Origin of the sequence: Mesorhizobium sp. M1334, assembly GCF_040317995.1 — a bacterium.
Taxonomy (GTDB): Bacteria; Pseudomonadota; Alphaproteobacteria; order Rhizobiales; family Rhizobiaceae; genus Mesorhizobium.
In genome coordinates this window covers 209,460-233,053 of sequence record NZ_JAMYLM010000003.1, presented here as the reverse complement: position 1 = coordinate 233,053, position 23,594 = coordinate 209,460, and the positions used below count along the sequence as shown (strand labels likewise).

Annotated in this window: 23 protein-coding genes, 1 tRNA gene and 1 riboswitch; of the genes, 5 read left to right on the top strand and 19 right to left on the bottom strand. The window is 65.9% G+C overall.

All coding sequences use genetic code 11. From position 1 onward, the window contains the following. Window positions 1-93 precede the first annotated feature (93 nt). Genes NKH17_RS08175 through NKH17_RS08165 form a run of 3 tightly spaced genes read right to left on the bottom strand, consistent with a single transcriptional unit; the run spans window position 94 to window position 3,319 of the window. On the bottom strand, window positions 94-1,311 hold the full coding sequence (locus NKH17_RS08175) for an ABC transporter permease (protein WP_352898743.1): 1,218 nt from the start codon (window positions 1,309-1,311) through the stop codon (window positions 94-96). Window positions 1,312-1,313: 2 nt separating this feature from the next. Then, on the bottom strand, window positions 1,314-2,024 hold the full coding sequence (locus NKH17_RS08170; RefSeq protein ID WP_352898744.1) for an ABC transporter ATP-binding protein: 711 nt from the start codon (window positions 2,022-2,024) through the stop codon (window positions 1,314-1,316). 2 nt (window positions 2,025-2,026) lie between these two features. Then, a complete protein-coding gene (locus NKH17_RS08165) occupies window positions 2,027-3,319 on the bottom strand; it encodes an efflux RND transporter periplasmic adaptor subunit (protein ID WP_352477531.1) in 1,293 nt (430 codons plus the stop codon). Window positions 3,320-3,430: 111 nt separating this feature from the next. On the opposite strand from NKH17_RS08165, the gene NKH17_RS08160 reads away from it, so the two are divergent. Beyond that, a complete protein-coding gene (locus NKH17_RS08160) occupies window positions 3,431-4,336 on the top strand; it encodes a PhzF family phenazine biosynthesis protein (protein ID WP_352477532.1) in 906 nt (301 codons plus the stop codon). A gap of 106 nt (window positions 4,337-4,442) precedes the next feature. After that, window positions 4,443-4,518 (top strand) — tRNA-Lys (locus tag NKH17_RS08155). 144 nt (window positions 4,519-4,662) lie between these two features. Here NKH17_RS08155 and NKH17_RS08150 read toward each other — a convergent pair. The 8 genes from NKH17_RS08150 to cbiE form a co-directional block, all read right to left on the bottom strand. Next, entirely contained in the window at window positions 4,663-4,932 is a 270-nt protein-coding gene (locus NKH17_RS08150; protein ID WP_352477533.1) for a hypothetical protein, read from the bottom strand. Window positions 4,933-5,014: 82 nt separating this feature from the next. Next, window positions 5,015-6,025 (bottom strand): nicotinate-nucleotide--dimethylbenzimidazole phosphoribosyltransferase, encoded by a 1,011-nt coding sequence (gene cobT, locus NKH17_RS08145; protein ID WP_352477534.1) that lies wholly within the window; start codon window positions 6,023-6,025, stop codon window positions 5,015-5,017. Window positions 6,026-6,049: 24 nt separating this feature from the next. Next, window positions 6,050-6,811 carry an adenosylcobinamide-GDP ribazoletransferase gene (locus NKH17_RS08140; RefSeq protein ID WP_352477536.1) on the bottom strand — a complete coding sequence of 254 codons (762 nt, stop codon included), beginning with the start codon at window positions 6,809-6,811 and terminating at the stop codon, window positions 6,050-6,052. After that, a complete protein-coding gene (locus tag NKH17_RS08135; RefSeq protein WP_352477537.1) occupies window positions 6,808-8,121 on the bottom strand; it encodes a cobyrinic acid a,c-diamide synthase CobB in 1,314 nt (437 codons plus the stop codon). Before NKH17_RS08135 ends, NKH17_RS08140 begins: the two co-directional genes overlap by 4 nt. Continuing rightward, window positions 8,118-8,924, bottom strand: a complete 807-nt coding sequence (gene cobA, locus NKH17_RS08130) for a uroporphyrinogen-III C-methyltransferase (protein WP_352477538.1) — start codon at window positions 8,922-8,924, stop codon at window positions 8,118-8,120. Before cobA ends, NKH17_RS08135 begins: the two co-directional genes overlap by 4 nt. Beyond that, window positions 8,921-9,685, bottom strand: coding sequence for a precorrin-4 C(11)-methyltransferase (gene cobM, locus NKH17_RS08125; RefSeq protein ID WP_352477539.1), 765 nt, complete (start codon window positions 9,683-9,685; stop codon window positions 8,921-8,923). The genes cobA and cobM overlap by 4 nt, the downstream gene beginning before the upstream one ends. Beyond that, window positions 9,682-10,062 (bottom strand): cobalamin biosynthesis protein, encoded by a 381-nt coding sequence (locus NKH17_RS08120; RefSeq protein ID WP_254818091.1) that lies wholly within the window; start codon window positions 10,060-10,062, stop codon window positions 9,682-9,684. Before NKH17_RS08120 ends, cobM begins: the two co-directional genes overlap by 4 nt. After that, entirely contained in the window at window positions 10,059-11,300 is a 1,242-nt protein-coding gene (gene cbiE / locus NKH17_RS08115) for a precorrin-6y C5,15-methyltransferase (decarboxylating) subunit CbiE (RefSeq protein ID WP_352477540.1), read from the bottom strand. The genes NKH17_RS08120 and cbiE overlap by 4 nt, the downstream gene beginning before the upstream one ends. 1 nt (window position 11,301) lies before the next feature. Here cbiE and NKH17_RS08110 point away from each other — a divergent pair, with 1 nt between their 5' ends. Then, window positions 11,302-12,084: a cobalt-precorrin-6A reductase gene (locus NKH17_RS08110; protein WP_352477734.1), complete on the top strand. Its 783-nt coding sequence runs from the start codon at window positions 11,302-11,304 to the stop codon at window positions 12,082-12,084. Here the strand turns inward: NKH17_RS08110 and NKH17_RS08105 are convergent. From NKH17_RS08105 to NKH17_RS08070, 8 genes are all read right to left on the bottom strand, one after another. Next, window positions 12,048-12,812, bottom strand: a complete 765-nt coding sequence (locus tag NKH17_RS08105) for a precorrin-3B C(17)-methyltransferase (RefSeq protein WP_352477541.1) — start codon at window positions 12,810-12,812, stop codon at window positions 12,048-12,050. The genes NKH17_RS08110 and NKH17_RS08105 overlap by 37 nt on opposite strands. Then, complete coding sequence (locus tag NKH17_RS08100) at window positions 12,809-13,567, bottom strand: precorrin-2 C(20)-methyltransferase (RefSeq protein WP_352477542.1); 759 nt, start codon at window positions 13,565-13,567, stop codon at window positions 12,809-12,811. Before NKH17_RS08100 ends, NKH17_RS08105 begins: the two co-directional genes overlap by 4 nt. Continuing rightward, the gene (locus NKH17_RS08095) at window positions 13,564-14,196 is read right to left on the bottom strand and encodes a precorrin-8X methylmutase (protein WP_352477543.1); all 633 of its coding nucleotides are present in this window, start codon (window positions 14,194-14,196) and stop codon (window positions 13,564-13,566) included. The genes NKH17_RS08100 and NKH17_RS08095 overlap by 4 nt, the downstream gene beginning before the upstream one ends. A gap of 2 nt (window positions 14,197-14,198) precedes the next feature. After that, window positions 14,199-15,689: a precorrin-3B synthase gene (gene cobG, locus NKH17_RS08090; RefSeq protein ID WP_502895571.1), complete on the bottom strand. Its 1,491-nt coding sequence runs from the start codon at window positions 15,687-15,689 to the stop codon at window positions 14,199-14,201. Beyond that, window positions 15,686-19,354 (bottom strand): cobaltochelatase subunit CobN, encoded by a 3,669-nt coding sequence (gene cobN, locus NKH17_RS08085; protein WP_352970537.1) that lies wholly within the window; start codon window positions 19,352-19,354, stop codon window positions 15,686-15,688. Before cobN ends, cobG begins: the two co-directional genes overlap by 4 nt. Before the next feature lie 18 nt (window positions 19,355-19,372). After that, window positions 19,373-20,413, bottom strand: a complete 1,041-nt coding sequence (gene cobW, locus NKH17_RS08080) for a cobalamin biosynthesis protein CobW (protein ID WP_352477547.1) — start codon at window positions 20,411-20,413, stop codon at window positions 19,373-19,375. Further along, window positions 20,410-20,844, bottom strand: a complete 435-nt coding sequence (locus NKH17_RS08075; protein ID WP_352477548.1) for a DUF1636 family protein — start codon at window positions 20,842-20,844, stop codon at window positions 20,410-20,412. The genes cobW and NKH17_RS08075 overlap by 4 nt, the downstream gene beginning before the upstream one ends. Before the next feature lie 38 nt (window positions 20,845-20,882). Continuing rightward, a riboswitch (cobalamin riboswitch) is annotated at window positions 20,883-21,086 on the bottom strand. A 29-nt stretch (window positions 21,087-21,115) separates the two neighbouring features. Then, complete coding sequence (locus tag NKH17_RS08070) at window positions 21,116-22,315, bottom strand: winged helix-turn-helix domain-containing protein (protein WP_352897141.1); 1,200 nt, start codon at window positions 22,313-22,315, stop codon at window positions 21,116-21,118. 336 nt (window positions 22,316-22,651) lie between these two features. Between NKH17_RS08070 and NKH17_RS08065 the strand changes: the two genes are divergently transcribed. Continuing rightward, window positions 22,652-23,017, top strand: coding sequence for an NADH-quinone oxidoreductase subunit A (locus tag NKH17_RS08065; RefSeq protein WP_023720750.1), 366 nt, complete (start codon window positions 22,652-22,654; stop codon window positions 23,015-23,017). Continuing rightward, entirely contained in the window at window positions 23,008-23,589 is a 582-nt protein-coding gene (locus tag NKH17_RS08060; RefSeq protein WP_023720749.1) for a NuoB/complex I 20 kDa subunit family protein, read from the top strand. The genes NKH17_RS08065 and NKH17_RS08060 overlap by 10 nt, the downstream gene beginning before the upstream one ends. The last annotated feature ends 5 nt before the right edge of the window (window positions 23,590-23,594 follow it).

Genomic DNA, 23,594 nt, shown 5'->3' with positions numbered 1-23,594 from the left:
CAACAGCATTGTTATCATTGCAGATTGTGCTGCGACAAGGGCAGGTTGCTTATAAAATTGGCAGCGTCGCGAGGCGACATTTGCTGCAACGCTCTATTCATGCCTCAGCGCGTCGATGGGGTTGAGCCGTGCGCCGCGCAGCGCCGGGAAGAAGCCGAACACCATGCCGATCAGCGCGGAAAAGCCGACCGCAAGCAGGATGACCGCCGGGCTTGGCGCAAACGGGATCGTCAGCGTCAGCGAGGCGAGGCCGGCCAATGCCAGGCCGATCAGGATGCCGATGATGCCGCCAAGCAGCGACAGCACCGTCGCCTCGACCAGGAACTGGATGAGGATGTGCTTTTCGTGGGCGCCGATGGCGAGCCTGATGCCGATCTCGCGCGTGCGCTCGGTTACCGACACCAGCATGATATTCATAATGCCGATGCCGCCGACGAGCAGGCTGACGCCGGCGACGGCGCCGAGCATGCCAGTCATGGTGGTGGTGGCGCTGGCCATGGCATCGGCGATCTGGGTCATGTCGCGGATCGAGAAATCATCGTCTCGGTCGGGCGTGATGCGGCGTGTGTCGCGCAAGATGTCCTCGACGCGCTGCTGCAGCACCGTGGTTGGCGTACGGTCGTCGGCGGCGACATAGACCGATTCGATGTCGCGATTGCCGGCAATGCGACGCTGATAGGCGGCGAGCGGCATCAGCACGACATTGTCCTGGTCCTGGCCGAAGCCGGTATAGCCCTTCGGTTCGAGCAAGCCGATGATCTTGCAGGAGGTGCGGTTGACGCGGATGATCTCGCCTTCGGGGTCACCGGCGCCGAAGAACTGCTGGCGCACCGTCTCCCCGATGAGGCAGACGCCGGTCCCCGAGCGGGTTTCCGAATCGCTGAACGGGCGGCCCGAAACCAGCTTCCAGTCGCGGGCATCGAGATAGGCGCTGTCGGTGCCGGTGACGCCCGAGGTCAGGCTTTCGGTGCCGAAAATGACGCGCACCTGCTTTTGCGACGCCGGCGCGATAGCGCGCGCGCCGTCCAGATGCGCGACAAGCGCTGCGAGATCCTTGTAGGCAAGAGGCCGGACCACCTGGTCGAGCCCTCCAGGGCCGCCAGGCCCCGCCGGACGGCCGGAACGGATGACAAGCAGATTGCTGCCGAGCTTGGAAATATCGGACTTGACCTTCTCGGTGGTGCCCGAGCCGATGGTCAGCATGGCGATGACGGCGGCAACGCCGATGACGATGCCGAGCAGCGTCAAGAACGAGCGCAGCACGTTGCGGCGGATGGAGCGGAGCGAGAGGCGGACGGTTTCCCAGATCATGGCTAGGCCATCTCGAGATTGGCGGTATCCGAGGCGACATGGCCATCGAGGAAACGGATCGTGCGCTGGGCATAGCCGGCAACATCGGCTTCGTGCGTGACCATGGCGATGGTCAGGCCGAGCTCGCTGTTCAGCTGCGTCAGGAGCTCCATGATCTCGTGCGTGCGGGCGGTGTCGAGATTGCCGGTCGGCTCGTCGGCAACGAGCAGCGTTGGCCTGGTGACGATGGCGCGGGCGATCGCCACGCGCTGCTGCTGGCCGCCGGACAGCTCGGCTGGCGTATGATGCTCGCGGCCAACAAGGCCGACCTCGGCAAGTGCCTGCATAGCAAGGCCGCGGCGCTCGCGGGCGCGAACGCCGCGGTAGATCAGCGGCAGTTCGACATTTTCCGCCGCCGTAGTGCGCGGCAAGAGATTATAGCCCTGGAAGACGAAGCCCACATAGAGATTGCGCAGCTGAGCACGGCGGTTGCGGTCGAGACGGCCGGCGTCGATGCCTTCGAAGCTGTAAGTCCCAGCGGTCGGCGTGTCGAGGCAGCCAATGATGTTCATCGCCGTCGATTTGCCGGAACCGGATGGGCCCATGATGGCGACGAATTCGCCGCGTCTGATTGCGAGGTCGACGCCGGCCAGCGCATGCACCCGGGCTTCGCCCTGGCCATAGCTTTTCCAGACCTTGTCGAAGCCTATGAGCGTGGTCGCGACCGATGCCACGATCAACTCAGCTGCTGCGAGGCGGTAATGACTTGTGCGCCTTCCTCCAGGCCGGAGACGATCTCGGTCAGTTCGCCGTCTGTCGAGCCGACCCTGACGTTGACCGGATGCGGCCGCCCATTCTCCAGCACGTAGAGCGTGCGCGAGCCGTCGGTGGGCTTCGTCGCCGCCGGGTGCTGGCGGTTGCCGCCGGGGCGTCCCATGCGGCCGGTGAACAGGTCGGTGAGGCTCCAGCCGCGCTCCGCTGTCTGGGCCGGCCGGTAGCGGAAGGCGATCGACGGCACGGTGAGCACGTTCCTGGCCTGCTTGGTGACGACCGAGACGGTGGCTGTCATGCCGGGCCGCAACAGAAGTTCGCTGTTGTCGACATCCAGCCTTGCATCGTAAGTGACGACGCCGTCGGTGGTGACTGAGGCATAGGAGATGTCGCGGATTTCGGCGTCGAACGGCCGTTCCGGAAAGGCATCGACGGTGAAGCGCGCATGCTGGCCGGGTTTGACGGCGCCGATATCGGCCTCGTCGACCGCCGCCTTCAACTCCATGTTCTTCAGGTCGGCGGCGATGACGAACAGCACCGGCGCCTGCAGCGAAGAGGCGACCGTCTGGCCGGGATCGACCGAGCGCGTCAGTATGATGCCGTCGATCGGAGCGTAGATGGTGCTCTTGGCAAGATCCGTCTGCTGCGCCTTGAGATCGGCACTGGCCATGGCGAGGTTGGCTTTGGCGATATCGAGTGCCGCCTTCGAGCGGTCGCGCGTGGCAGTTGCCGCTTCGAGCGACTGGTCCGTCGCCATACCGCGCTTGGTCAGTTGTGCCGCGCGCACCAGCGCCTTTTCGTTCTCGGCCAGGGTCACGGTGGCGTCCTCGACACTCGCGGCCGCTGCCTTGGCGGAGGCCTGGGCGCGCTCGATCTGCACCTCCAGCTTTGCAGTGTCGAGCGCAGCCAGCACATCGCCCTTCTTCACCAGCTGATTCTCGTTGACCGAGACCGAGCGGACGACGCCGGAGAGTTCGCTGGAAATATCGACCTGGGTGAGAGGCTGCAGCGTGCCGGTTGCCGAAACCGCGACGGTAAGATCGGCCATGGCGGCCAGTGTCGTGGTATACTCGATCTTGGCGGGCGAGCCCGCGTACCAGGGGTAGCCGACGACACCCGCGGCCACTGCGAGTAGCGCAAGCAGCGCGTAAAACCAACCGCGACGGCGTTTTGTCTTCAGGCCCTGGTGGTCGAGCCCGAGCGCCGTCTCGATGGCGGAAGCGGATTCCGTCTTTGGCAGATTGACAATCTGGTCCACGCCGGACCCCTATGTTCAGTGATATCCCATCAGTGCACAAATCAGGCCTTATGGTTCAAAATTCAAATTAAATTTCGCTCATGTTAGGAATGAGGCAGAGGACTTACTGAGATGCAGCCGCGGAATTACTTGCTTTACGACGTATTCACCACCAACCGGCTGGCCGGCAATCCGCTGGCCGTGGTGCTCGACTGTGACGGGCTGGACCTTGCGGCGATGCAGGCGGTGGCGCGCGAGTTCAACCTGTCGGAAACCGTCTTCGTGCTGCCGGCTGACAACCCGAAGCACCGGGCCCGCATCCGTATCTTCACGCCCGACTATGAAATGCCGTTCGCCGGCCACCCGACCGTCGGCTCGGCGATAGCGCTCGCCGAAATGGCGGGAGAGGCCGCCGGTATCTTCGTGCTCGAGGAGAATATCGGCCCGGTGCGCTGCGCTGTCAGCAAGCACGATGGTTCGACCTTTGCCGAGTTCGACCTGGCGAAACTGCCGGCCCAGCTGGAATTGTCGGCCGATCCCGAGGCGATCGGCGCGGCCCTTGGCCTTGGGCCGCACGAGATCGGCTTCGAGAACCACCGCGTTTCGTTCTGGTCGGCGGGCGTGCCCTACGTGACCATCCCCGTCGCCAATCTGGAGGCGGCCGCTCGGATTAGGCTGGACAACCAGGCGTGGTCGGAGCTCGCACCACGCAAGAGCGAATGGGCCTTCGCCAGCCCTTATGTCTATTGCCGCGAGACGGTGCACCATGACAGTGCCTTCCATGTCCGCATGATGGTGCCCGGCAATCCGTCCTACGAAGACCCGGCGACCGGATCAGCGGCGGCCGCGTTCGCCGGCGCGATCATGCATTTCGACGGCCCGACAGACGGCGTTTCACAACTGTGGATCGAGCAGGGGCTGGAGATGGGCCGGCCTTCGCGCATTCGCCTCGAACTGAATGTCGACGGCGGCAAACTGGCCGCCGCCCGCATCGGTGGCCATGCGGTGAAGGTGGCTGAAGGCAGGCTTTTTGTTTGACGACCTCGGCACTTCGGCGATTTGTCGGGAAATGAATCCCACGGGGCTGGACATGGCGGATGGCGGCGGCTATATGCCCGCCAACGCCGGTTTTTACCGGCCGAGTGGGTGCGTAGCTCAGTTGGTAGAGCAGCTGACTCTTAATCAGCGGGTCCACAGTTCAATCCTGTGCGCACCCACCAAAAATCTCCAGGATTTGGTGGAAAGACCTTAGAACGAGCCGGTTTCATTCACCGCGCTCGTTTCATCGACTTTGGGCTGCTTTTGGAGTCCGATAGTCTTTGGCGAGGCGTGCTCTTAGCTCGCGGCGCTCGCAGCCGACTGGATCAAACGCTGCGATTGCCGCGCCCGAAAACGCGGCTCAGAAACTTGCCGAACCGAAAAGCGATGCCATTGTCAGCACTCTGACGTCTGTCAGCATCAACATCGGCTTTTCCCCCTGAAAAGTCGCTGATAAGCCACCAGAAGAAGATCAAGAAAAGGACGAGAATCGCGGTGTCGATCGGACCGTAGCTGGAGTATCTGCCGCGCGAAATTAGCGCACCGCTACCGACAATGAGAAACGCAGCAGAGTAGGCGGGGTGAAATTTTTTCATCCCACCAGATTTATCTGAGAATCATTGCGAACGGAAGCTGCTGCCTTAGTGGATCAAGCTCATAGGCCGATGTTGAACTGGATCACTTCTCCGAAACACCAGCCTCCGCAAAACTTGCCATCCTGGCATGGCATTCGAGTGCCGAGCGGACGATGTTGACGGCGAGGCAGGCGCCGGAGCCTTCGCCGAGCCTCATGCCGAGGTCGAGCAAGGGCGGCAGGCCGAGCGCCTCCAATAGACGACGGTGGCCGGATTCGGCCGAGACATGGGCTGCCAGGGTGTGGGCGAGGCCAGCAGGGTGCAGCGCTGCCAAGGGTGCCGCTGCGGCGGTGCAGACGAAGCCGTCGAGCAATACCGGCACGCCGAGATGACGCGCAGCCAGCGTTGCGCCCAAGATCGCCGCAAGCTCGCGGCCGCCGAGGGCCGCCGCGAGCTTCAGCGGATCGGCCAGCGCCGGGGCGTGGCGCTTCAGGCCGGCCTCGATGGCGACGATCTTGCGCACGAGGCCGGCATCGTCGACGCCAGTGCCGCGCCCGGTCCATCGTTCGGCGCCGCCGCCGAACAGCGCGGTTGAGATGGCCGCCGCCGGCGTGGTGTTGCCGATGCCCATTTCGCCGAAGCAGACGAGGTCGAGGTCCTTGCTGACCGCGTCGTAGCCGGCCGAGACAGCGGCGAGGAAGGCCTCGTCGTCCATCGACACGTCTTGCGTGAAATCGCCGGTCGGATGATCCAGATCAAGCGGGATGACGTCCAGCTCCGCGCCGGCGATGCGGGCAAGCTGGTTGATGGCGGCGCCGCCGCCGGCGAAATTCGCCACCATCTGCACGGTGACCTCCGACGGGAAGGCCGACACGCCTTGCGCGGTGACGCCGTGATTGCCGGCGAAGACGAAGACCTTGACACGGTCGAGCTTTGGCATGTCGCGGCCCTGCCAGCGCGCCAGCCAGGCGACTATTGTCTCCAGCCGGCCAAGGCTGCCTTGCGGCTTGGTCAGCGTGTCCTGGCGGCGGGCGACGGCATTGGCCGCGGCGTCGCTGCCAATGGGCAGGCCGAGGCAGGCGGCGCGCAGTTCATCGAGCGATTTGAAAGGCATGGGGGCAAAATCTCCGAAACAGAGTCAGGAAAGGGAAATGGAAGCGACGAGCAGGATTGCGATCTCGCCCAGCTGCTGAAGGGCGCCGACGGTGTCGCCGGTCTGGCCGCCGATCTGATTGAGGCAAAGCGCGCGGAAGGCGGCGAATAACAGACCGAGCAGGATGATCGCGAAAACGGCAGCGCCGAACCCAAGCGCCAACAGCGCGACCGCACCGAGTACGGCACCGATGCCAGCTGTTTTAGCCGAGACGGTGCCCGCTTCGGCCGAAAGGCCGTCGCTGCGGGCCGGCTGCAGCAGGTGCATGAAGGCGCCGAGCAGGCCGCGCGAGGCGGCATGCGCGGCAATCAAAGCCAAGAACACGTGGGCTGGGCCGGCGAATCCAGAGAGCACGCTCCAGCGGATCAGCAGCGAGATGCCGAGCGCGCAGGCGCCGTAGGCACCGATGCGGCTGTCACGCATGATCTCCAGTTTCCTGTCGCGGGTCTTGCCGCCGCCAAAACCATCAGCAACATCCGACAGCGCGTCCTCATGCAGGCAGCCGGTGACAAGCAAGATCGCGGCAAGGGCGAACGCTGCAGCAGGACCTCCGGCTAGGCCCAGCCTCGTGCCGACCGCGTAGGCCAGCGCACCGGCCATAGCGGCGGCGAGACCGGCGACCGGTGCAGCCCAGATCGCAGCGGCAAGGCTTCGGCCACGGAAGTCGGCTCGCGGCAGCGGCAGCCGGGTAAAGAAGACGAGGCAAAGCGCGATATCATCGAGAATTTGCTGTTGCGAGGCCTTCATCCGCCCCTCGCAATGGCATGGAAGAACGTGCCGCTGACATTGCCGCGCCGGTAGCCGGAGGCGCCGAGCGGGTTGCCTTGCCCGTCGGCGAGATCGGCCAGCGGCTCGTCATTGCCGGTCGCAACCATCTGCGCGTAGTGGAACTCATGGCCGCGGATCAGCGTGCCTTGGCTGCCGAGCGGACAGCCGGACCGCAGCCGCGCCTCGCGGTAGCCGAGATTCATCTTGCGCTTGGCGAAGCTGGTCGAATGGCCGAGCAGGCCAAGCATCCGATGCGTCTCGCCCGATGCGTCCTCGAGCGCCTCGCCGAGCACCATGAAGCCGCCGCACTCGCCATGCACCGGCCGCGTGGCGGCGAACCTCGCCATGCCCGCCCTGAAATTCGCAGCGGCGGCGAGGCGGCCGGCGTGGAGCTCGGGATAGCCGCCGGGCAGCCAGCAGACATCGCAATTGTCGCCGGGCGCTTCATCGGCGAGCGGCGAGAATGGGACGATCTCGGGGCCGGCCTTGCGCCAATGCGCGGCAACGTGCGGATAGAGGAAGGTAAAGGCAGCGTCCTCGGCGAGTGCAATGCGCTGGCCGGGGGGCGGCAGCGCGTCGCCGAAATTGCCCGGCGCGGGCGTGAATGGCGCCGCCAGAGCCATGATGGCGTCGAGGTCGAGCGAGCGCTCGACCATATCGGCCAGCCGGTCGAGATGCGCCATCAGATTCTCATATTCGCCGGCCTGAACGAGGCCGAGATGACGCTCGGGCAGGTTGAGCGAGGGATCGCGCAGGATAGCGCCGACGACAGGCAGGCCGAGCGCTTCGATGGCATCGCCGCACAGTCGGCGGTGGCGTTCACTGCCCAATCGGTTGAGCACGACACCGGCCATGCGCACATCGGGGTCATAAGTAGCAAAGCCCTTGGCAACGGCCGCCGCCGTGGTCGACTGGCCGGAAACGTCGAGCACCAGCAGCACCGGCAAGCCATAAAGTCGGGCAAGGTCGGCGGCCGAGCCGGTGCGGCCCGGAGCAGCCGGAATTCCGTCGAACAGGCCCATGGCGCTTTCGAGGAAGATAAAATCGGCATCTTCGGTCGCTTCGCCGGCCAGTGCGTTAAGCAGGGCGGGCGGCATTGCCCAGCTGTCGAGGTTGACGCCGGACAAGCCTGTGGCGGCGGTGTGGAAGCCGGGATCGATATAGTCCGGGCCGGACTTGGCGCCGCGCACCTTCAGGCCGCGCCGGGCGAGCGCGCGCAGAATGCCGATGGTGACGCTGGTCTTGCCCGAGCCCGAGCGCGGCGCGCCGATGATGATGGCGCGGGTCATGGCTCGCCCGCCAGTGCCGCACGCATAGCGACAATACCGCCGACGACGATCAGCGCCGGCGAGGTCAGACCGGCGGCTGCTGCCTCTTCCGCAATGGTGGCGAGCGTGGCGACGACGATCCGTTCCTGCGGTGTCGTCGCAGCGACAATCACCGCGGTGGGCGTCGAAGGCGCCAGCCCGCCCTCGAGCAGCGAGGCGGCGATCAGTGGCAGATTGGCCATGCCCATATAGATGACCACCGGCTGGCCGGTACGGGCGATGGCCGCCCAGTCGAGGTCGTCATCGGTGCCGGCGGCGTGACCGGTCGCCAGGATCAGCGCCTTGTTGATGCCGCGCATGGTGCCGGGAATGCCGGTGGCGGCCAGCGCGCTGAGGCCGGACGTCAGGCCAGGCAGGATGCGGAACGGGATGGTTTTCCCGGCCAGCGCAAGCGCCTCTTCGCCGCCACGCCCGAAAATATAGGGGTCGCCCCCCTTCAGCCTGACGACGCGCCGGCCCGCGCGCGCCAGCCGAACCAGCAGAGCGGTAATGTCGTCCTGCTTCATCGATGGTTTGCCACCGCGCTTGCCGGCATAGAACAGTTCCGCGCCCTCGGCGACGGCGACGACCGCGGGCGAGACCAGCGCGTCATAAACCAGCGCGTCGCACTGTCCGAGGGCGGCCAGCACTTCCAGCGTCAGGCAGCCGGGATCGCCAGGGCCGGCACCGGCCAGCCAGACATGACCGGGCTCCAGCTGGCGCGGCTTGAAGTCCAGCCGGGTGAGCGCCTGCTCGACCGTAGTGTTTCTATTGCTGCCGCTCACAACCCGCCCCGTCCGCGAAAGCGCCGCTGGTAGTGCGCGTCATACAGTGAACTTTCGCCAAAGCCTTCCGCCGCCAGCGAGCGGCCGACGAAGATGATTGCCGTGCGCTCCATCGGATCGGCGGCCAATTGCGCCTCGATGGTGGCCAGCGTGCCGGTCAGCACGCGCTCGTCCGGCCAGGAGGCACGGAAGACGACCGCGACCGGGCAGTCGGCGCCGTAATGCGGCGTCAGCTCGGCGACGACGCGGTCGATGGCGTGGATGGCAAGGTGGATGGCCAGCGTGGCGCCGGTGCGGCCGAAGCCGGCCAGCGTTTCGCCGGGCGGCATTTTCGAGGCGCGGCCGGAGATGCGGGTCAGCACCAGGCTTTGCGCGACTTCTGGAATGGTCAGCTCGCGGCGCAGCGCTGCCGCCGCAGCGGCGAAGGACGGCACGCCCGGCGTCAGCGTATAAGGGATACCATGCTTCTCCAGCCGGCGGATCTGCTCGGCAACTGCGCTCCAGACCGACAAATCACCGGAATGCAGGCGGGCGACATCATGGCCGGCCGCGTGGGCGGCCACATATTCGGCCTCGATCTCGTCGAGTGACATCGGCGCGGTGTCGATCAACCTCGTTCCGGGCGCGCAGTGCTGCAACAGCTCCGGCGCCACGATCGATCCGGCATAGAGGCAGACGGGACAACTGCCGAGCAGGCGGCTGCCGCGCAAGGTGATGAGATCGGCAGCACCCGGGCCGGCACCGATGAAGTGAACGGTCATGCCGCATCTCCGCTGATGGCGATGGCGCAGGTGACAGCACCGAGCACCGTGCGCGGTCCGAGCAGCTTTGCGCCTTTGCCGGCGGCGGCAAGCGCCGAGGCTTCGGAAACAGACGGCGTGCCGGCATGCTCCTGTGATAGGTCGGAGTGGCTGGTCGTAGATGCAGCTTTGAGTTCGTCCTGCTCGACAACGATCACCGGGAGGCGGAGTTCACGTCCGGCGGCGAAGATTGCCGCTTCATCCTGCTTGAGAGACGCGGTCGCGAGGGCTGAAAGCGCGGGCAGGGCAAGCCCGTGCGCCTCCAGCGCGGTTTCTACCGCAGCAAGCACGTCGCGTGCGCTGACACCTTTGCGGCTGCCGATGCCCGCGACCATCATGGCTTGGCCCAACTCCATTGCGTGACCGGCATAGCCGGCCGCCAGGCCTGCATCGAACCAACCGGCGAAGCACGGGATATAGCGATCCGGGTAAGCTCGCCTCCGAGCGCAGCGTGACGGGAAAGCAGCAGTACCTCCATCTCCAGGGTCACTGCGTTGGCGACTAGGCGGCCGCCGGCAGGTAAGGCATCGATGGCTGTTTCCAGCACGCCGGCATCGCTGCCGCCGCCGCCGATGAAGATCGCTGCCGGCGTTTCCAGCCCGGCAAGAGCTTGCGGTGCCGAATCTTCAACGACGGCGAGACCGGGAACGCCGCAGGCCGCGGCGTTGCGTCGGATGCGGGCGGCGCGGGACGGATCGGCCTCAACGGCGATGGCACGCATGGAAGGATGGGCCAGCATCCATTCGATGCCGATGGAGCCCGATCCGGCGCCGATGTCCCACAGCAGTTCGCCGCGCCTTGGCGCGAGAGCGGACAGGGTGACGGCGCGCACTTCACGCTTGGTGATCTGGCCGTCATGCTCGAACAAAAGATCGGCACGTCCCGCTGTCAGCGGCAGGATGGGTGCTTGCGGAGTCGATTCAACTTCGATCGCGAGCACGTTGAGCGGATTGATCTTTGCGAGGTCGAAGGTGCCGGCGCTCGCCGAGCGCAACCTTTCGTTCGGCCCACCCAGCGCCTCCAGCACCGTCAGCCGCGACGCGCCGAAGCCGAGCTCGGTCAGGAGACGGGCAATCGCTTCCGGTGCATCGCGGTCCGAAGTCAGCGCGAGAATGCGGGTGCAATCATGCAGCAACGGCCGGATCAGGTCGAGCGAGCGGCCATGCAGCGAGACCGTCTCGACGTCCTGCAGCGCCCAGCCCAGGCGTGAGGCGGCCAGCGAAAAGGCCGAGGGCGCGGGGATCACCCGCATATCCTCTGCCGCGACCTTGCGGGCGAGGATGACGCCTACACCGTGGTAGAAGGGATCGCCGGAGGCCAGCACGCAGACGCGTCTGCCGGAGAGCGCCAGCACGTCGCGCATCTCGGCATCGAAAGGCGTCGGCCAGGCGCGCGCTTCACCTTTGACCAGTGATGCGACAAGGGCGAGGTGGCGCTTGCCGCCGAAGACGAACTCGGCCTCAGCGATCAACCGCTTGGCCTCGTCGCCGAGACCCGCTACACCGTCCTCGCCGATGCCGATGATCGTGAGCCACTTTGAGGCGAGCTTGGCGCCGCGCGGAGCTTCAGCAGGCATGATGACCCACCGCATTCTGATCCTCGGCGGAACCACCGAAGCACGGCAACTGGCCGGCAAGCTTGCCGCGCGCGCGGATATTTCGGTCATGCTGTCGCTGGCCGGTCGCACCGAAAACCCGGCCGCGCAGGGGGTGCCGGTGCGGGTCGGCGGCTTCGGCGGTGCCGGCGGGCTGGCGGCGTATCTCCGCCAGAACAAGATCGACCTGCTGATTGACGCCACGCATCCCTATGCGGCGCGAATCTCCGCCAATGCGGCGGAAGCAGCGCGCATGACCGGCGTGCCTACCGTTGCGCTCAGGCGTCCCGGATGGGAGGCGGTCGAAGGTGATCGCTGGACGTTGGTCGACACCGTTGCCAGCGCGGTGACGGCTTTGGGATCGGTGCCGCGCCGTGTGTTCCTGGCGCTCGGGCGACAGGAGGTCGCTGCCTTCGAGGCAGCTCCCCGGCATCATTATCTCATTCGCAGTGTCGACCCGGTCGAGCCCAGGCTCGCTGTGCCCGACGCGGCCTATCTCTTGGCGCGCGGGCCGTTTCATGAGGTCGATGAGCGCACGCTGCTCGAAAGCCGTGGCATCGAAGTCGTTGTTTCCAAAAACAGCGGCGGCGAGGCGACCTACGGCAAGATCGCGGCGGCGCGGGCACTCGGCGTCGAGGTGATCATGATCCGCAGGCCGGCGTTGCCGGACGTTACGTCGGCGGGAACCATCGAATCGCTTGCCGCTATGGTCGATCATTTTCTGGTCGGTCATGTTCTTGGGCCCGCTGCCGAACGCGGCGTGTAGACCAGCGCGACCTTGTCACGCCGCTTGATGATCCTGGTTTCCGGCGAGCCGATGATGATGCAGGTCGCCATGTCGGCCTTCGCGGCATCGGCGTCGGCCAGCAGAAAAACCTCGATGCGCTCGTCGGGACGGCCGGCGGCACGGCCGAAGATCACCGGCGTGGTGCCGGGCAGGATCGCCGTCAGGCACTCGAAGGCGCGGCCAAGCTGCCAGGGACGTGCCTTGCTGATCGGATTGTAGAGCGCGATCACGAAGCCGGCGCCCGCCGCGGCAAGCAGGCGCAGCTCGATCAGATCCCACGGCTTCAGATTGTCGGACAACGAGATGGCACAGAAATCATGGCCGAGCGGCGCGCCGATGCGGGCGGCGACGGCGAGCATGGCGGTGATGCCGGGCACGATAGCGATGTCGACCGTGCGCCATTCGGGTGGGCCCGCCTCGATCGCCTCGCAGACGGCCGCCGCCATGGCGAAGACGCCGGGATCGCCGCCCGACACGACGGCGACATCGTGGCCTTCCGCAGCCTTCAGCAGCGCGTCCCTGGCGCGCGCGAGTTCCTCGCGATTGTCGGAAGCGACGCGGGTCTGGTCGGGGCGCAGATCGAGCCGGTCGAGATAAGGCTTATAGCCATAGAAGAATTTTGCCTCGGCAACGGCGCGGCTTGCCTCCGGCGTCACCTGGTCGGCGTTGCCGGGCCCGAGGCCGATGACGGTGAGGCGGCCGCTCATGCTTCTGCTTTCAATGCACTTGGCCGGCCCGACCAGCCGGCCACCAGCACGATGGCGAAATAGGGCGCCTGGTCGTCCTTTTTGTCGGCCAGCCGCATCGAGACGCCGCCCGGCATGGTGCCGCGCTCGACATAGATGGCCCGCGCCAGCTTGTCGGTTGCCTCCAGCGCGCGCCTGATCTTGGGCAGGTTGCGGCCGACCTTCATGATCACCGCGGCGTCGGTGTCGGCGAGGCGACGCGTCAGCTCGAATTCGCTCATCGTGCCCGGCAGCACCGTCAACACGTCGTCGCCCTGGACGATCGGCAGGCCGGTCGCCGACCAGCAGCCGGACATGGCGGTGACGCCCGGGATGACTTCGGTCGGAAAACGGTGCGCCAGCCGGACATGAAGATGCATGTAGGAGCCGTAGAAAAGCGGATCGCCTTCCGAAAGCACCGCGACCATCCTGCCGGCGCTGAGGTGCGCGGCGACCTTTTCGGCCGATTGCTCATAGAAATCGGTGATCTGCGAGCGGTAATCGCTGTGATCCTTGTCGATCTCGGTCGTCACCGGATAGAGCAGCGGCAGCTCAATCAAATCGGGGCGAAAATGCGCGCCGACGATGGCGCGCGCATTGCTGTTGTTGCCGCGCTTGGCGAAATGCGCAACGACATCGGCCTCGGCCAGCGCACGCACCGCCTTCAGCGTCAGCAGGTCGGGGTCGCCGGGACCGGTGCCGACGCCGACCAGTCGACCTTTTGCGATCACGTTCATAGGCCCGGCCTCGCCAATGCATTGAGGGCGGCGGCGGTCATGGCGCTGCCGCCCAGCCGGCCGCGCACGACGGCGTAAGGCACGCCGTAGGAATTTTCGGCCAGCGCATCCTTCGATTCGGCGGCACCGACAAACCCGACCGGCATGCCGATAATCGCCGCCGGCTTCGGCGCGCCGTCGCGCAGCTTTTCCAGCAGATAAAACAGGGCGGTTGGCGCATTTCCGATGGCGACGACCGAACCGGCTATGCGCTCGCCCCACAGGTCGATCGCCGCGGCCGAGCGGGTGTTGCCGATCTTTTTCGCGATGTCGGCGGTCCGCGGATCGCGGAGCGTGCAGATTACCTCGTTGCCGGCAGGCAGCCGGGCGCGCGTGACGCCGTGCGAGACCATCTGCGCGTCGCAGAAGATCGGCGCGCCGGCGCCCAGCGCTGTGCGTGCGGCGGCGACGAAATCGGTCGAGAAAACGAAGTGCCGCGCGGCCTCGACCTGGCCGCATGCATGGATCATGCGGATAGCGACGTCGGCCTCGGCTTCGGACAAGCGCGACAGGTCGGCCTCGGCGCGGATGATGGCGAAGGAGCGCTCATAGATCGCCGTGCCGTCATGGATGTAGTCGTAGGCGGTCATGTTCATTCCTGTCGGTAAGCTTTGACGACGCCCGCCGTGCCGAGCCTCGCGAGGCAGGCGGCAACGGTTTCGCCGGGATGTCGTGCGCTGCGGATCGCCGCTGCAACGCGGCCGATGCCGTGCGCGGCGTCGTAGCCCGGCCTGTATCCGGCGGGCAATGCCTTTGCCGTCCCGTCCACGACAAGTCCGGCTCCGTTTTCGCCACCGACCAGGGTCAGCTCCGCTGGACCGGGATGGGCGCAGCCCTTGGCGCAGCCGGAGATGTGCAGCGTCAGCGAAGAATCGAGGATGTCGCGGCTTTCTGTAGCGATGATCTCGGCGATGTCGCGGGTGGAGATGCGGCCGGAGGCACAGGCGGGTGCGCCGGGGCAGGCGGCGATCCGGGTGCGCGGGTCGGCGGGGTCTGTGACGAAGCCGAGGGCGGCGGCTGTCTGCTGAAGCGAGTGGTAGGCGGTTGGCGAAAGGCCGATGAAAAGCAGCGCGCGGCTTGGAGCGAGGCGGATTTCGGTGACGCCCAGGGCGATGGCTTCTTGCGTGAGGCCGATGAGTTTTTGCGCGGGCATGCTGCCGAAGGGCAGGCCGATGCCGAGGGCACGGCCGTTGCTCAGGTTGAAGATACCAATGGGCGGGCGAAGGCGCTCGGCGGCGCCCCCCTCTGTCCTGCCGGACATCTCCCCCTCTAGGGGGGAGATTGCGCCTTGGTCTCCGCCTCCGCTAATCGCCGAAGTCGCGCCAAATACCAAGGCAGCAGAAGTACGGCCGTCGGCGGAACTGCCGATCTCCCCCCTAAAGGGGGAGATGTCCGGCAGGACAGAGGGGGGCGCGAAGGAATGCCAGCTTGCGAGAGATCTGCGCTGCCGTTCCGTCAAATCCCTTGCGTGAGCGTCGCGGCCTTTTTCGGCGACCATCCTTAGAATCGCGACGGCGATATCACGGGCTGCTTCCTCCTCGGCCATGGCGAGAGGCTTGGCATTCTGCCCGTCGCCAGCAACGGCTATCAGCCAGCGGACGCCCGCGTCGGTTCTGATCGCAGCCAGTCGTATGTCGGCCGTCACCGCATCCATCGTCAGTTGCCCGCCGCCGTCGATGACGACTGAAACCTTCGGACCGCGCCTTGCCGTCAGACCAGCCTCTTCAATCGCCACCCGAATCCGCTCCGCCATCGGGCGCGGGTCGGCTATCTCCTCCGGGTCGAGCCCGGCCAGCGGGCCGGTCTCGACCGGCACGCCGGTGCGCACGGCGATGCCGAGCGCATCGACCTCCATCGCCAGTAGCGGCGCGCTTGCCGGCGTCAGGCCGCGTATCTGCAGGCCGCCGCGGGCGGTCACTTCCATGATGCCGTTGCCATGGCGCAAGGCGGATTCGCAGAGTCCGATCAACGACTTCGGCAACAGTCCTCCAGCGACCGGATTGAGCCGCACCAGTAGCCCGTCGCCGGTTTGCATCGGCGCGGACAAGGCAGGGCAGGCGCCACGGCGCGAGAAAGCGTTCATGCCGCCACTCCCAGAGCTTGCGCTTCGGCAATCAGTGCGGCGAGATCGTCATCGATCGAGTTGCGCAGCGGATGCCAGAGCCCGCGCCGCCGTGCTGACAGCAAACGCTCGGCAATCACCTTCGCCGCCGCCGGGTTCTCGCGCAGGATGAAGGCGCGCACCACGGGGTCGCCAAGATAGGCATCGTGCACGGCGTCGATCAGCGTGCCTGATATGGCATGGGTAGTCTCGGCAAAGCCGACCAGCCGGTCGACCGTCTCGGCGAATTCCGAGGCGCCGCGCGGCCCGTGCCGCATCTGGCCGGCGATGAAGCGCGGGTTCACCGCGCGGGCGCGAACTACCCGGGATACGGCCTCACCAACCGAGCGCGGCTTGGGCCTTTGCGGGTCCGTGATGTCGAGGACGATGACGTCGGCGCTGCTGCCGAGCGCGGCAAGCGCTGCCGAAAAGCCGCCGATAAAGGCGACGTCGGCCGAGCCTTCGAGGATGTCGCGGCCGGGGTCGTCGCCGGTATGAACCAGAAGGTCGGCCTCAGCGATGCGGCCCTCGAACGCGCCGGGCGCCGAAATGCCTTCGCCCTCGGCGCCGCCATAGGCATGCGAAGTGGCGTCGAGGTAAGTGCGGCCGATCTCTTCGCGCGCAGCCCAGTCGCCGCTCGACAACAAGTCCTCGACGCCGGCGCCGTAAGTGCCCGGCGAGGTGCCGAAAATGCGCGGGCTGATCTTTCCATCCGCGCGGGTGCTGGCCGCCAGCGGGTTTTCCGAATCGTCCTCGTCGCGGGCGGCGACGGCGTTGGCGGCGGCATCGATCAGCGCGATCTGGGTCGGGAACATGTCGCGGAACAGGCCCGATATGCGCCAGGTGACATCGACGCGCGGGCGGCCGAGCGTTGCCGGCGGCAGCACCTCGATGCCGGTGATGCGGCCGGTGGCTGAATCCCATTGCGGCCGGCAGCCCATCAGCGCCAGGCCTTGCGCGATCTCCTCGCCGCCGGTGCGCAGCGAGGCCGACCCCCAGAGGTCGATGACCAGCGAGCGCGGCCAGTCGCCATGCGATTGCATGTAGCTGCGCAAGACCTCGTCGGCGGCCGCCCTGCCGAGATCGAACGATGTCGGCGTCGGCATGGTGCGCGGGTCGGCGGTAAACAAATTGCGCCCGGTCGGCAGCACATCGCTCCGGCCACGCGCCGGCGCGCCGGCCGGACCGGCAGCGACGTGGCGGCCGTCGAGGGCGGCAAGCAGCGCGGTTTTTTCAGCTGCCGCACTTTGCCGCCGTACCGGATCAGCTTCGCCTTCCGGCGAGCGGCCGTAAATGTGCAGGCCGTCCTTGATGGCGAAATCCTTGAGATCGCAGAGCCAGGCGTCGATGCGGCGCAAAGCCTCGTCGGCTGCGTCGGTCCCGGCGACACCAGCCTCTGAGGCGAGGCCGGTCTTTTCCGCCGTTTCGACGATCAGCTTCGCCAGGCGGTCGCGGCGGCGGCGGTCGAGCCCGTCGGCCTGGGCATATTCGTCGACCAGTCGTTCAAGCCTGTGCTGGTTTTCGTCCAGCCCGGCGCCGGTCAGTGGCGGCGGCAGATGGCCAAGCGTGACGGCGGCAACGCGCCGCTTGGCCTGGGCTGCCTCGCCGGGGTTGGAGACGATGAACGGATAAATGACGGGCAGGGCGCCGGCGACGATTTCGGGAAAGCAGTTTTCGCTGAGCGCAACGGTCTTGCCGGGCAGCCATTCCAGCGTGCCGTGGGCGCCGACATGGACAATTGCATGGATGCCGAGCGACTGGCGCAGCCAGAGGCCAAAGGCGACCAGCGCATGGCGAGGCGGCAATGTCGGGTCGTGATAGTCGGCGCGGCGGTCGACTGAGCGCCCGCGATCGGGGGCGAGCGCCACGGTGATGTTGCCGAACGTGGCCGTGCGGAAGGGGAATTTGGCGACGGCAGGCGCTTGAACACCCCTCTCTGTCCTGCCGGACATCTCCCCCTCAAGGGGAGAGATTGCTCCGTGACTTCTGCTTTCGCCAACTACCGACGGTATTAAGGTAGAGCCGTCGGCGAAACGGCCAATCTCCTCCCTTGAGGGGGAGATGTCCGGCAGGACAGAGGGGGGCGCCTCGCGCGAACCTGTCTCATCTTCCGCCTTACCCCATGCCGCCTCCACGGCAGCGAGTGCCGCAGTCGGTAACTCTGCAGAAAGAGCGAGATAATCGTCCAGTCTCAGCCCACCATTGCCCCGTTCCAGCAAATCCAACAACTCCCTTGGCGTTTGCGGAATCCTTTCAACGGCGTAGCCCTGTTCGCTCAGGTCGTGCAGCATTGCCAGCACGCTGGACGGCACGTCGAGGCCGACGGCGTAGCCGGTGCGACCGGGGGCGCTCGGATAGTCGGGGATCAGGATGGCGAGCTTGCGTTCCGCGCGCGGCGTCCGCCGCAGGCGCACGAATGCCTCGATACGGTTCGCCACTTGCGCGACGCGGTCGGGCTCTGGCCGGTTGGCGAAGGCGCGGAAGGCCAATGCGGGATCGGTTTCGCTTTCGCCCTTGAAGGAAATGGCGCCGGCCAGGATGCGGCCGTCGAGCTCGGGCAGGACGACATGCATGGCAAGGTCGGCGGGCGCCAGGCCGCGCTGATTGGTTTGCCAGATGTCGCGGCGGGTGGTTGCGACGATGACCTGGAACACCGGCACGCCGGCGCGGTCGAACAGGGTTTCAACGCCCGGCTCGGCCCCGGAGGCGAAAGCTGTGGCGGTGATGATGGCGGCAGGCTTCAGCGTTGCAAGCGCGGTTTCAACAAAGGCGAGTGAGGCCGGGTCCTTGAGGCTGGAGACGAAGATAGGCACGGGAGCCATGCCGCGCGCGCTCAGCGCTTCGAAAAGCGCGTCGATGGGCGCGACGTCGGCGGCGAGCAGCATCGAGCGGTAGAAGAGGATCGGCACGACTTCTCCCTCCCCCTCGAGGGGAGGGTGGCCCGAAGGGCCGGGTGGGGTCGTTGCGGCAGTGCTCGACATTTTTTTCTGTCGGCGCGCTTCAAAGTGTTGGCGCGCTTCGGAGAGGACCCCACCCCCGGCCTGCGGCCGGACCCTCCCCTCGAGGGGGAGGGGGACGCCGCGTTCTACGACCCCCAGCCCCGGCTCGTAAAATCCCGCCTTTGGCACGCTAACAGGTTCGGCTATCGCCGCACCCGATCCAGCGAGACTTGCCAGCCTCTGCACCAGCGCCGTCATATTTGCCGGCCCGCCCTCGCGGAAATAGCCCAGCAGGGCGTCCAACTCCTCGCGCGGCAGCGTCGAGCCTTCGATCAGTCGCAAATCCTCGTCGTGGCTCTCGCCCGGTAGGAGCGCCAGCTTGATACCGCGATTTCGCGCGATAACGGCGAGCTGGTCGCAGCCATAGCGCCACCACTCGTAGCCGCCGAGAATGCGGACCAGAATGACCTTGGCGTGGCGGGCGACGCTCTCGGTCCAGAGGTCGACGGACATCGGATGGCGCAGGTCGCGCAAGGCGGCGAGCCGCATCGAGGGCAGGCGGTCCGCATCCGCCTTCCACGCCGCCGCCAGCCCGGCCAGGTCGCTGTCGGTGAAGGACAGGGCCACGACATCCGCAGGCGTTTGCCTGAGATCGACAGGCTCGGCGAGATCGTCGAGCGAGGCGGATGTGGTGGTGAGGATGTGCATCGCGGCTCGTACCTGGGGTCAGCCGGCGAGGATACGCTCTATCGCCGGGCGGTTCAGCCCTTTCAGACCGATGACGACGAGGCGCGAACGGCGGTCGTCGTCAGCCGTCCAGGCGCGATCGTAATAATGGTTGACGCGGGGACCGACAGCCTGCAGCAGGAGCCGCATCGGCTTGCCGCCAACCTCGACGAAGCCCTTGACGCGCAACACGTTTTCTTCCGCCGCCGCCGTGGCGACGCGTTGTGCGAGCTCGTCCGGGTTGGAGACGGACGCGATGTCGATGACGAACGAGTCAAAATCGTCATGCTCGTGGTCGAGCTCGTCGTCGTGATGGGTCTTGCGGTTCTCGATGTCGTCCTCGACGGCGAGGCCGAGGCCGAGCAGCACCGACGGATCGACCTTGCCTTGCGAAGTCGGCACGATCTTCACCGCCCGCGCAACATGCTTGCCGATGACGGCATTGGCACGGGCCGAGCCGGCTGCGTCCATCAGGTCGCTCTTCGACAGGATGATCAGGTCGGCGCAAGCGAGCTGGTCTTCGAATACTTCCTCGACCGGATCGTCGTGTTCGAGCGTCTCGTCCTGCGCGCGCTGCGCCTGCAGGGCGTCCATGTCGTTGGCGACGCGGCCATCCGCCAGCGCCGGTCCGTCGACGACGGCGATGACGCCGTCGACGGTCACCCGGCTCTTGACCGACGGCCACTGGAAGGCCTGGACCAGCGGCTTGGGCAGGGCCAGCCCGGATGTCTCGATCAGGATATGGTCGACCCTCGGCATCAGCGACAGGATTTGGTCGAGCGCCGGGACGAAATCGTCGGCGACAGTGCAGCAGATGCAGCCATTGGCCAGCTCGACGATGTTTTCCTCGGGGCAGGTGTCGATGCCGCAGCCCTTCAGGATCTCGCCGTCGATGCCGATGTCGCCGAACTCGTTGACGATGATGGCCAGCCGCTTGCCTTTGGCGTTTTCGAGCAAATGGCGGATCAATGTCGTCTTGCCGGCGCCGAGAAATCCGGTAACGACGGTGCAGGGGACGCGCGAAAGGGAGGCAGCGGTCATATCAAGTCCTTCAAAAGGTCGAGGGGAGGGATGCGGGCAACCAGACCGCGCTTCAGACAATCGGGACGGCCGCGCCACGGAATGAGCCCATCCGTCGAGGTGGCGAACAGCTTTGCACCGGTCACGAGATCGGCGCCGCTGGTCGTGGTCAGGTCGCCGAAGACGTAACTCCAGCAGCCGTCGCGCAGCATGGCGGCGCTGAGCCGGCGCTTGCAATTGCCGAGGCATTCGACGGTGCGGATTTTGATGTTTTCGCCGGAAGCGGCGCGGCGCGTGTCCTCGGCGAGCAGTTCGCCGGCGCGGGGATGAGCGTCCGAACCGGTCTCGTCACGGCAGGAAGAGCAGACGATGACGGTAACGCCGGCCAGGGAATCGTCAGGGCCGGACAATAAATCCGCTGTCTCAGCCGAAAAACTGCTGTCGCGTTCCAAATCAGGCTCCTTGCCCGGAAAACCCGCCAGGCGATCGGATTCTTATGTCCTAGACGGCAGGTCTCCTGGCTCGCGGGTCATCGCCTTGGTGCCGCCTTCCCGGGAATATCCCAGTGGTTTTCGGCCTTGGCTCGTCGCTTACAGTTGCGGGGACAGCCGCGGATTTGAAATCGAGATTTCGCACCGCATTCCCTCTTGGCCCCTGCCGTTGCGGGCAGGGGACCGTCTGGAACAGATTTAGGCTTGTGGAGGCAGTCGTGTCAACGCACGTCTACGACGCGGCAATGTCGGCCAGCGCCGGCCCAAGATCACCGGCAGCTGTCACCTCGATGCGCTCAAGCCCGAGCCAGCCCTGCATCTGCTTCAATTCCTCGAAGAGTTCGGCAGCGGTTTGTGGCGGGGCGCCGGGCTCCGCATAGGCGGCATGGACGCGCAATACGCCGGCCGGACGGTCGGCCCTGAGGTCGACCCGCCCGACGATGCTGTCGCCGAGCAGGAACGGCAGCACGTAATAGCCATACCGGCGCTTTTCGGCCGGCGTGTAGATCTCGATGCGGTAGTGGAAGTCGAACAGCCGCTCGGTGCGCGACCGCTCGAAGACGACGGGATCGAACGGCGCAAGCAGGGCGCGCGCCTCGGTCCGGCGCGGCAAACGGGCGTTCTTGTGGAGATAGGCTGTTTTGCTCCAGCCGTCGACGCTCACCGGCAACAGCTCGCCAGCCTCGACCAGCTCCTCGATGCGGCCCTTGATATCGGCGGGCGAGAGGCGGAAATAGTCGCGCAGGTCGCCTGCCGTGGCGACGCCATGGGCGCGGGCGGAGATACGCAGCAATTCGCGGTGCGCATCCTCGGGGCAAGGAACCGGCAGAGCGAGTACCGCCGGCGGCAGTACGCGCTCCGGCAGATCGTAGAACCGCTCGAAGCCGCGGCGATGCGCTGTGGTGATGCGGCCGGCCCAGAACAGCCATTCGAAGGCGTGCTTGGCATGGCTCCAGCCCCACCAGCCACCATTGCCCTTTTGGCCTTCGAGGGCTGAAGCGGCGATCGGGCCGTGATCGACGACCTGGCGATAGATCTCCTCGATATAGGCGGCGTGCTCGCGGCCCCATTTGGCCAGTCCGCTGTACATTTCCTCGCCGCGCTCGGCCCGCTGCATGCGCCAGCGCATCAGCGGATAGGTCTCGACCGGCAGGAAGGAGGCTTCGTGCGCCCAATATTCAAAGACCATCCGCTTGCGCGTTATGGCGGCGTCGTCGAGCAGCGCCGGCTTGTAGGGGCCAAGCCGCGAATAGAGCGGCATGTAGTGGGCGCGCACCACGGCGCTGACGGAATCGATCTGCAGCAGGCCGGTACGGGCAAGCACGCGGGCCAGATGTCGGCGGTCGGGTGTACCGGCGGGTCGGGGGTCATTGAATCCCTGTGCCGCCAGCGCGATGCGGCGGGCCATGCGAAGCGAGATTTTTTCCTTCATCAATGCGGGTATCCTGATGATGCCGGACAGAGCAGAGAATCTGCGATTCCGCGCCATGCTAGCAGGGTTTTGTCGGTATCCATGTCAGGAGAGAAAAGTGGAGTGAAAAGTGAAAGAAATCAAACAGGAGCGGATCTGACCAGTTTTCCCGGATATGCCGCCCAGTACCGCGATTTGAACAAGGTTTGACTTGCTTCGCCGAAAGCGCTGCGCTAACCCTCGCCGCGTTGCAGCATAGAGCCCCCTTAAAACGGTTCAGTGGTTAAACTGTCACGCTTCCGCAAGTGGGTCCGGTGCTGTAATCAGAGTGGATTGGCCGCCAACGGAAACTGCAGCATGAACGCACTTTTAGGTTCGTACCTGCCCATCGTCCTGTTCATCGGCGTGGCGCTGGTGGTCGGGCTGGCGCTGCTTGCCGCACCCTTCCTGGTGGCCTACCGCAACCCCGATCCGGAAAAGCTTTCGGCCTATGAATGCGGCTTCAACTCGTTCGACGATGCGCGCATGAAGTTCGACATCCGCTTCTACCTGGTGTCGATCCTGTTCATCATCTTCGATCTGGAGGTGGCCTTCCTGTTTCCTTGGGCGGTGTCGTTCAGCCAGATCGGCATGCTCGGTTTTTGGTCGATGATGGTGTTTTTGGCGGTGCTGACCATCGGCTTTGCCTATGAATGGAAAAAAGGAGCGCTGGAATGGGATTGAACGACAGTTCCGGCACGCTCGTCGCGCCGAAGCCCAAGGGCCTCATCGACCCCAACACCGGCAGGCCGGTGGGGGAGGATGATCCGTTCTTCCTGGAGATCAACAACGAGCTCGCCGACAAGGGCTTTCTCGTCACCTCGACCGAGGCGCTGATCACCTGGGCGCGCAGCGGCTCGCTGATGTTCATGACCTTCGGTCTCGCCTGCTGCGCGGTCGAGATGATCCATACCTCGATGCCGCGCTATGACTCGGAAAGGTTCGGTGTTGCGCCGCGCGCGTCTCCGCGTCAGTCCGACATCATGATCGTTGCCGGCACGCTGACCAACAAGATGGCGCCGGCGCTGCGCAAGGTCTACGATCAGATGCCGGAGCCGCGCTACGTCATCTCGATGGGCTCCTGCGCCAATGGCGGCGGCTATTATCATTATTCCTATTCGGTGGTGCGCGGCTGCGACCGCATCGTGCCGGTCGACATCTACGTGCCCGGCTGCCCGCCGAGCGCCGAAGCGCTGCTCTACGGCATCCTTCTCCTGCAGAAGAAGATCCGCCGCACCGGCACGATCGAGCGGTGAGCGGC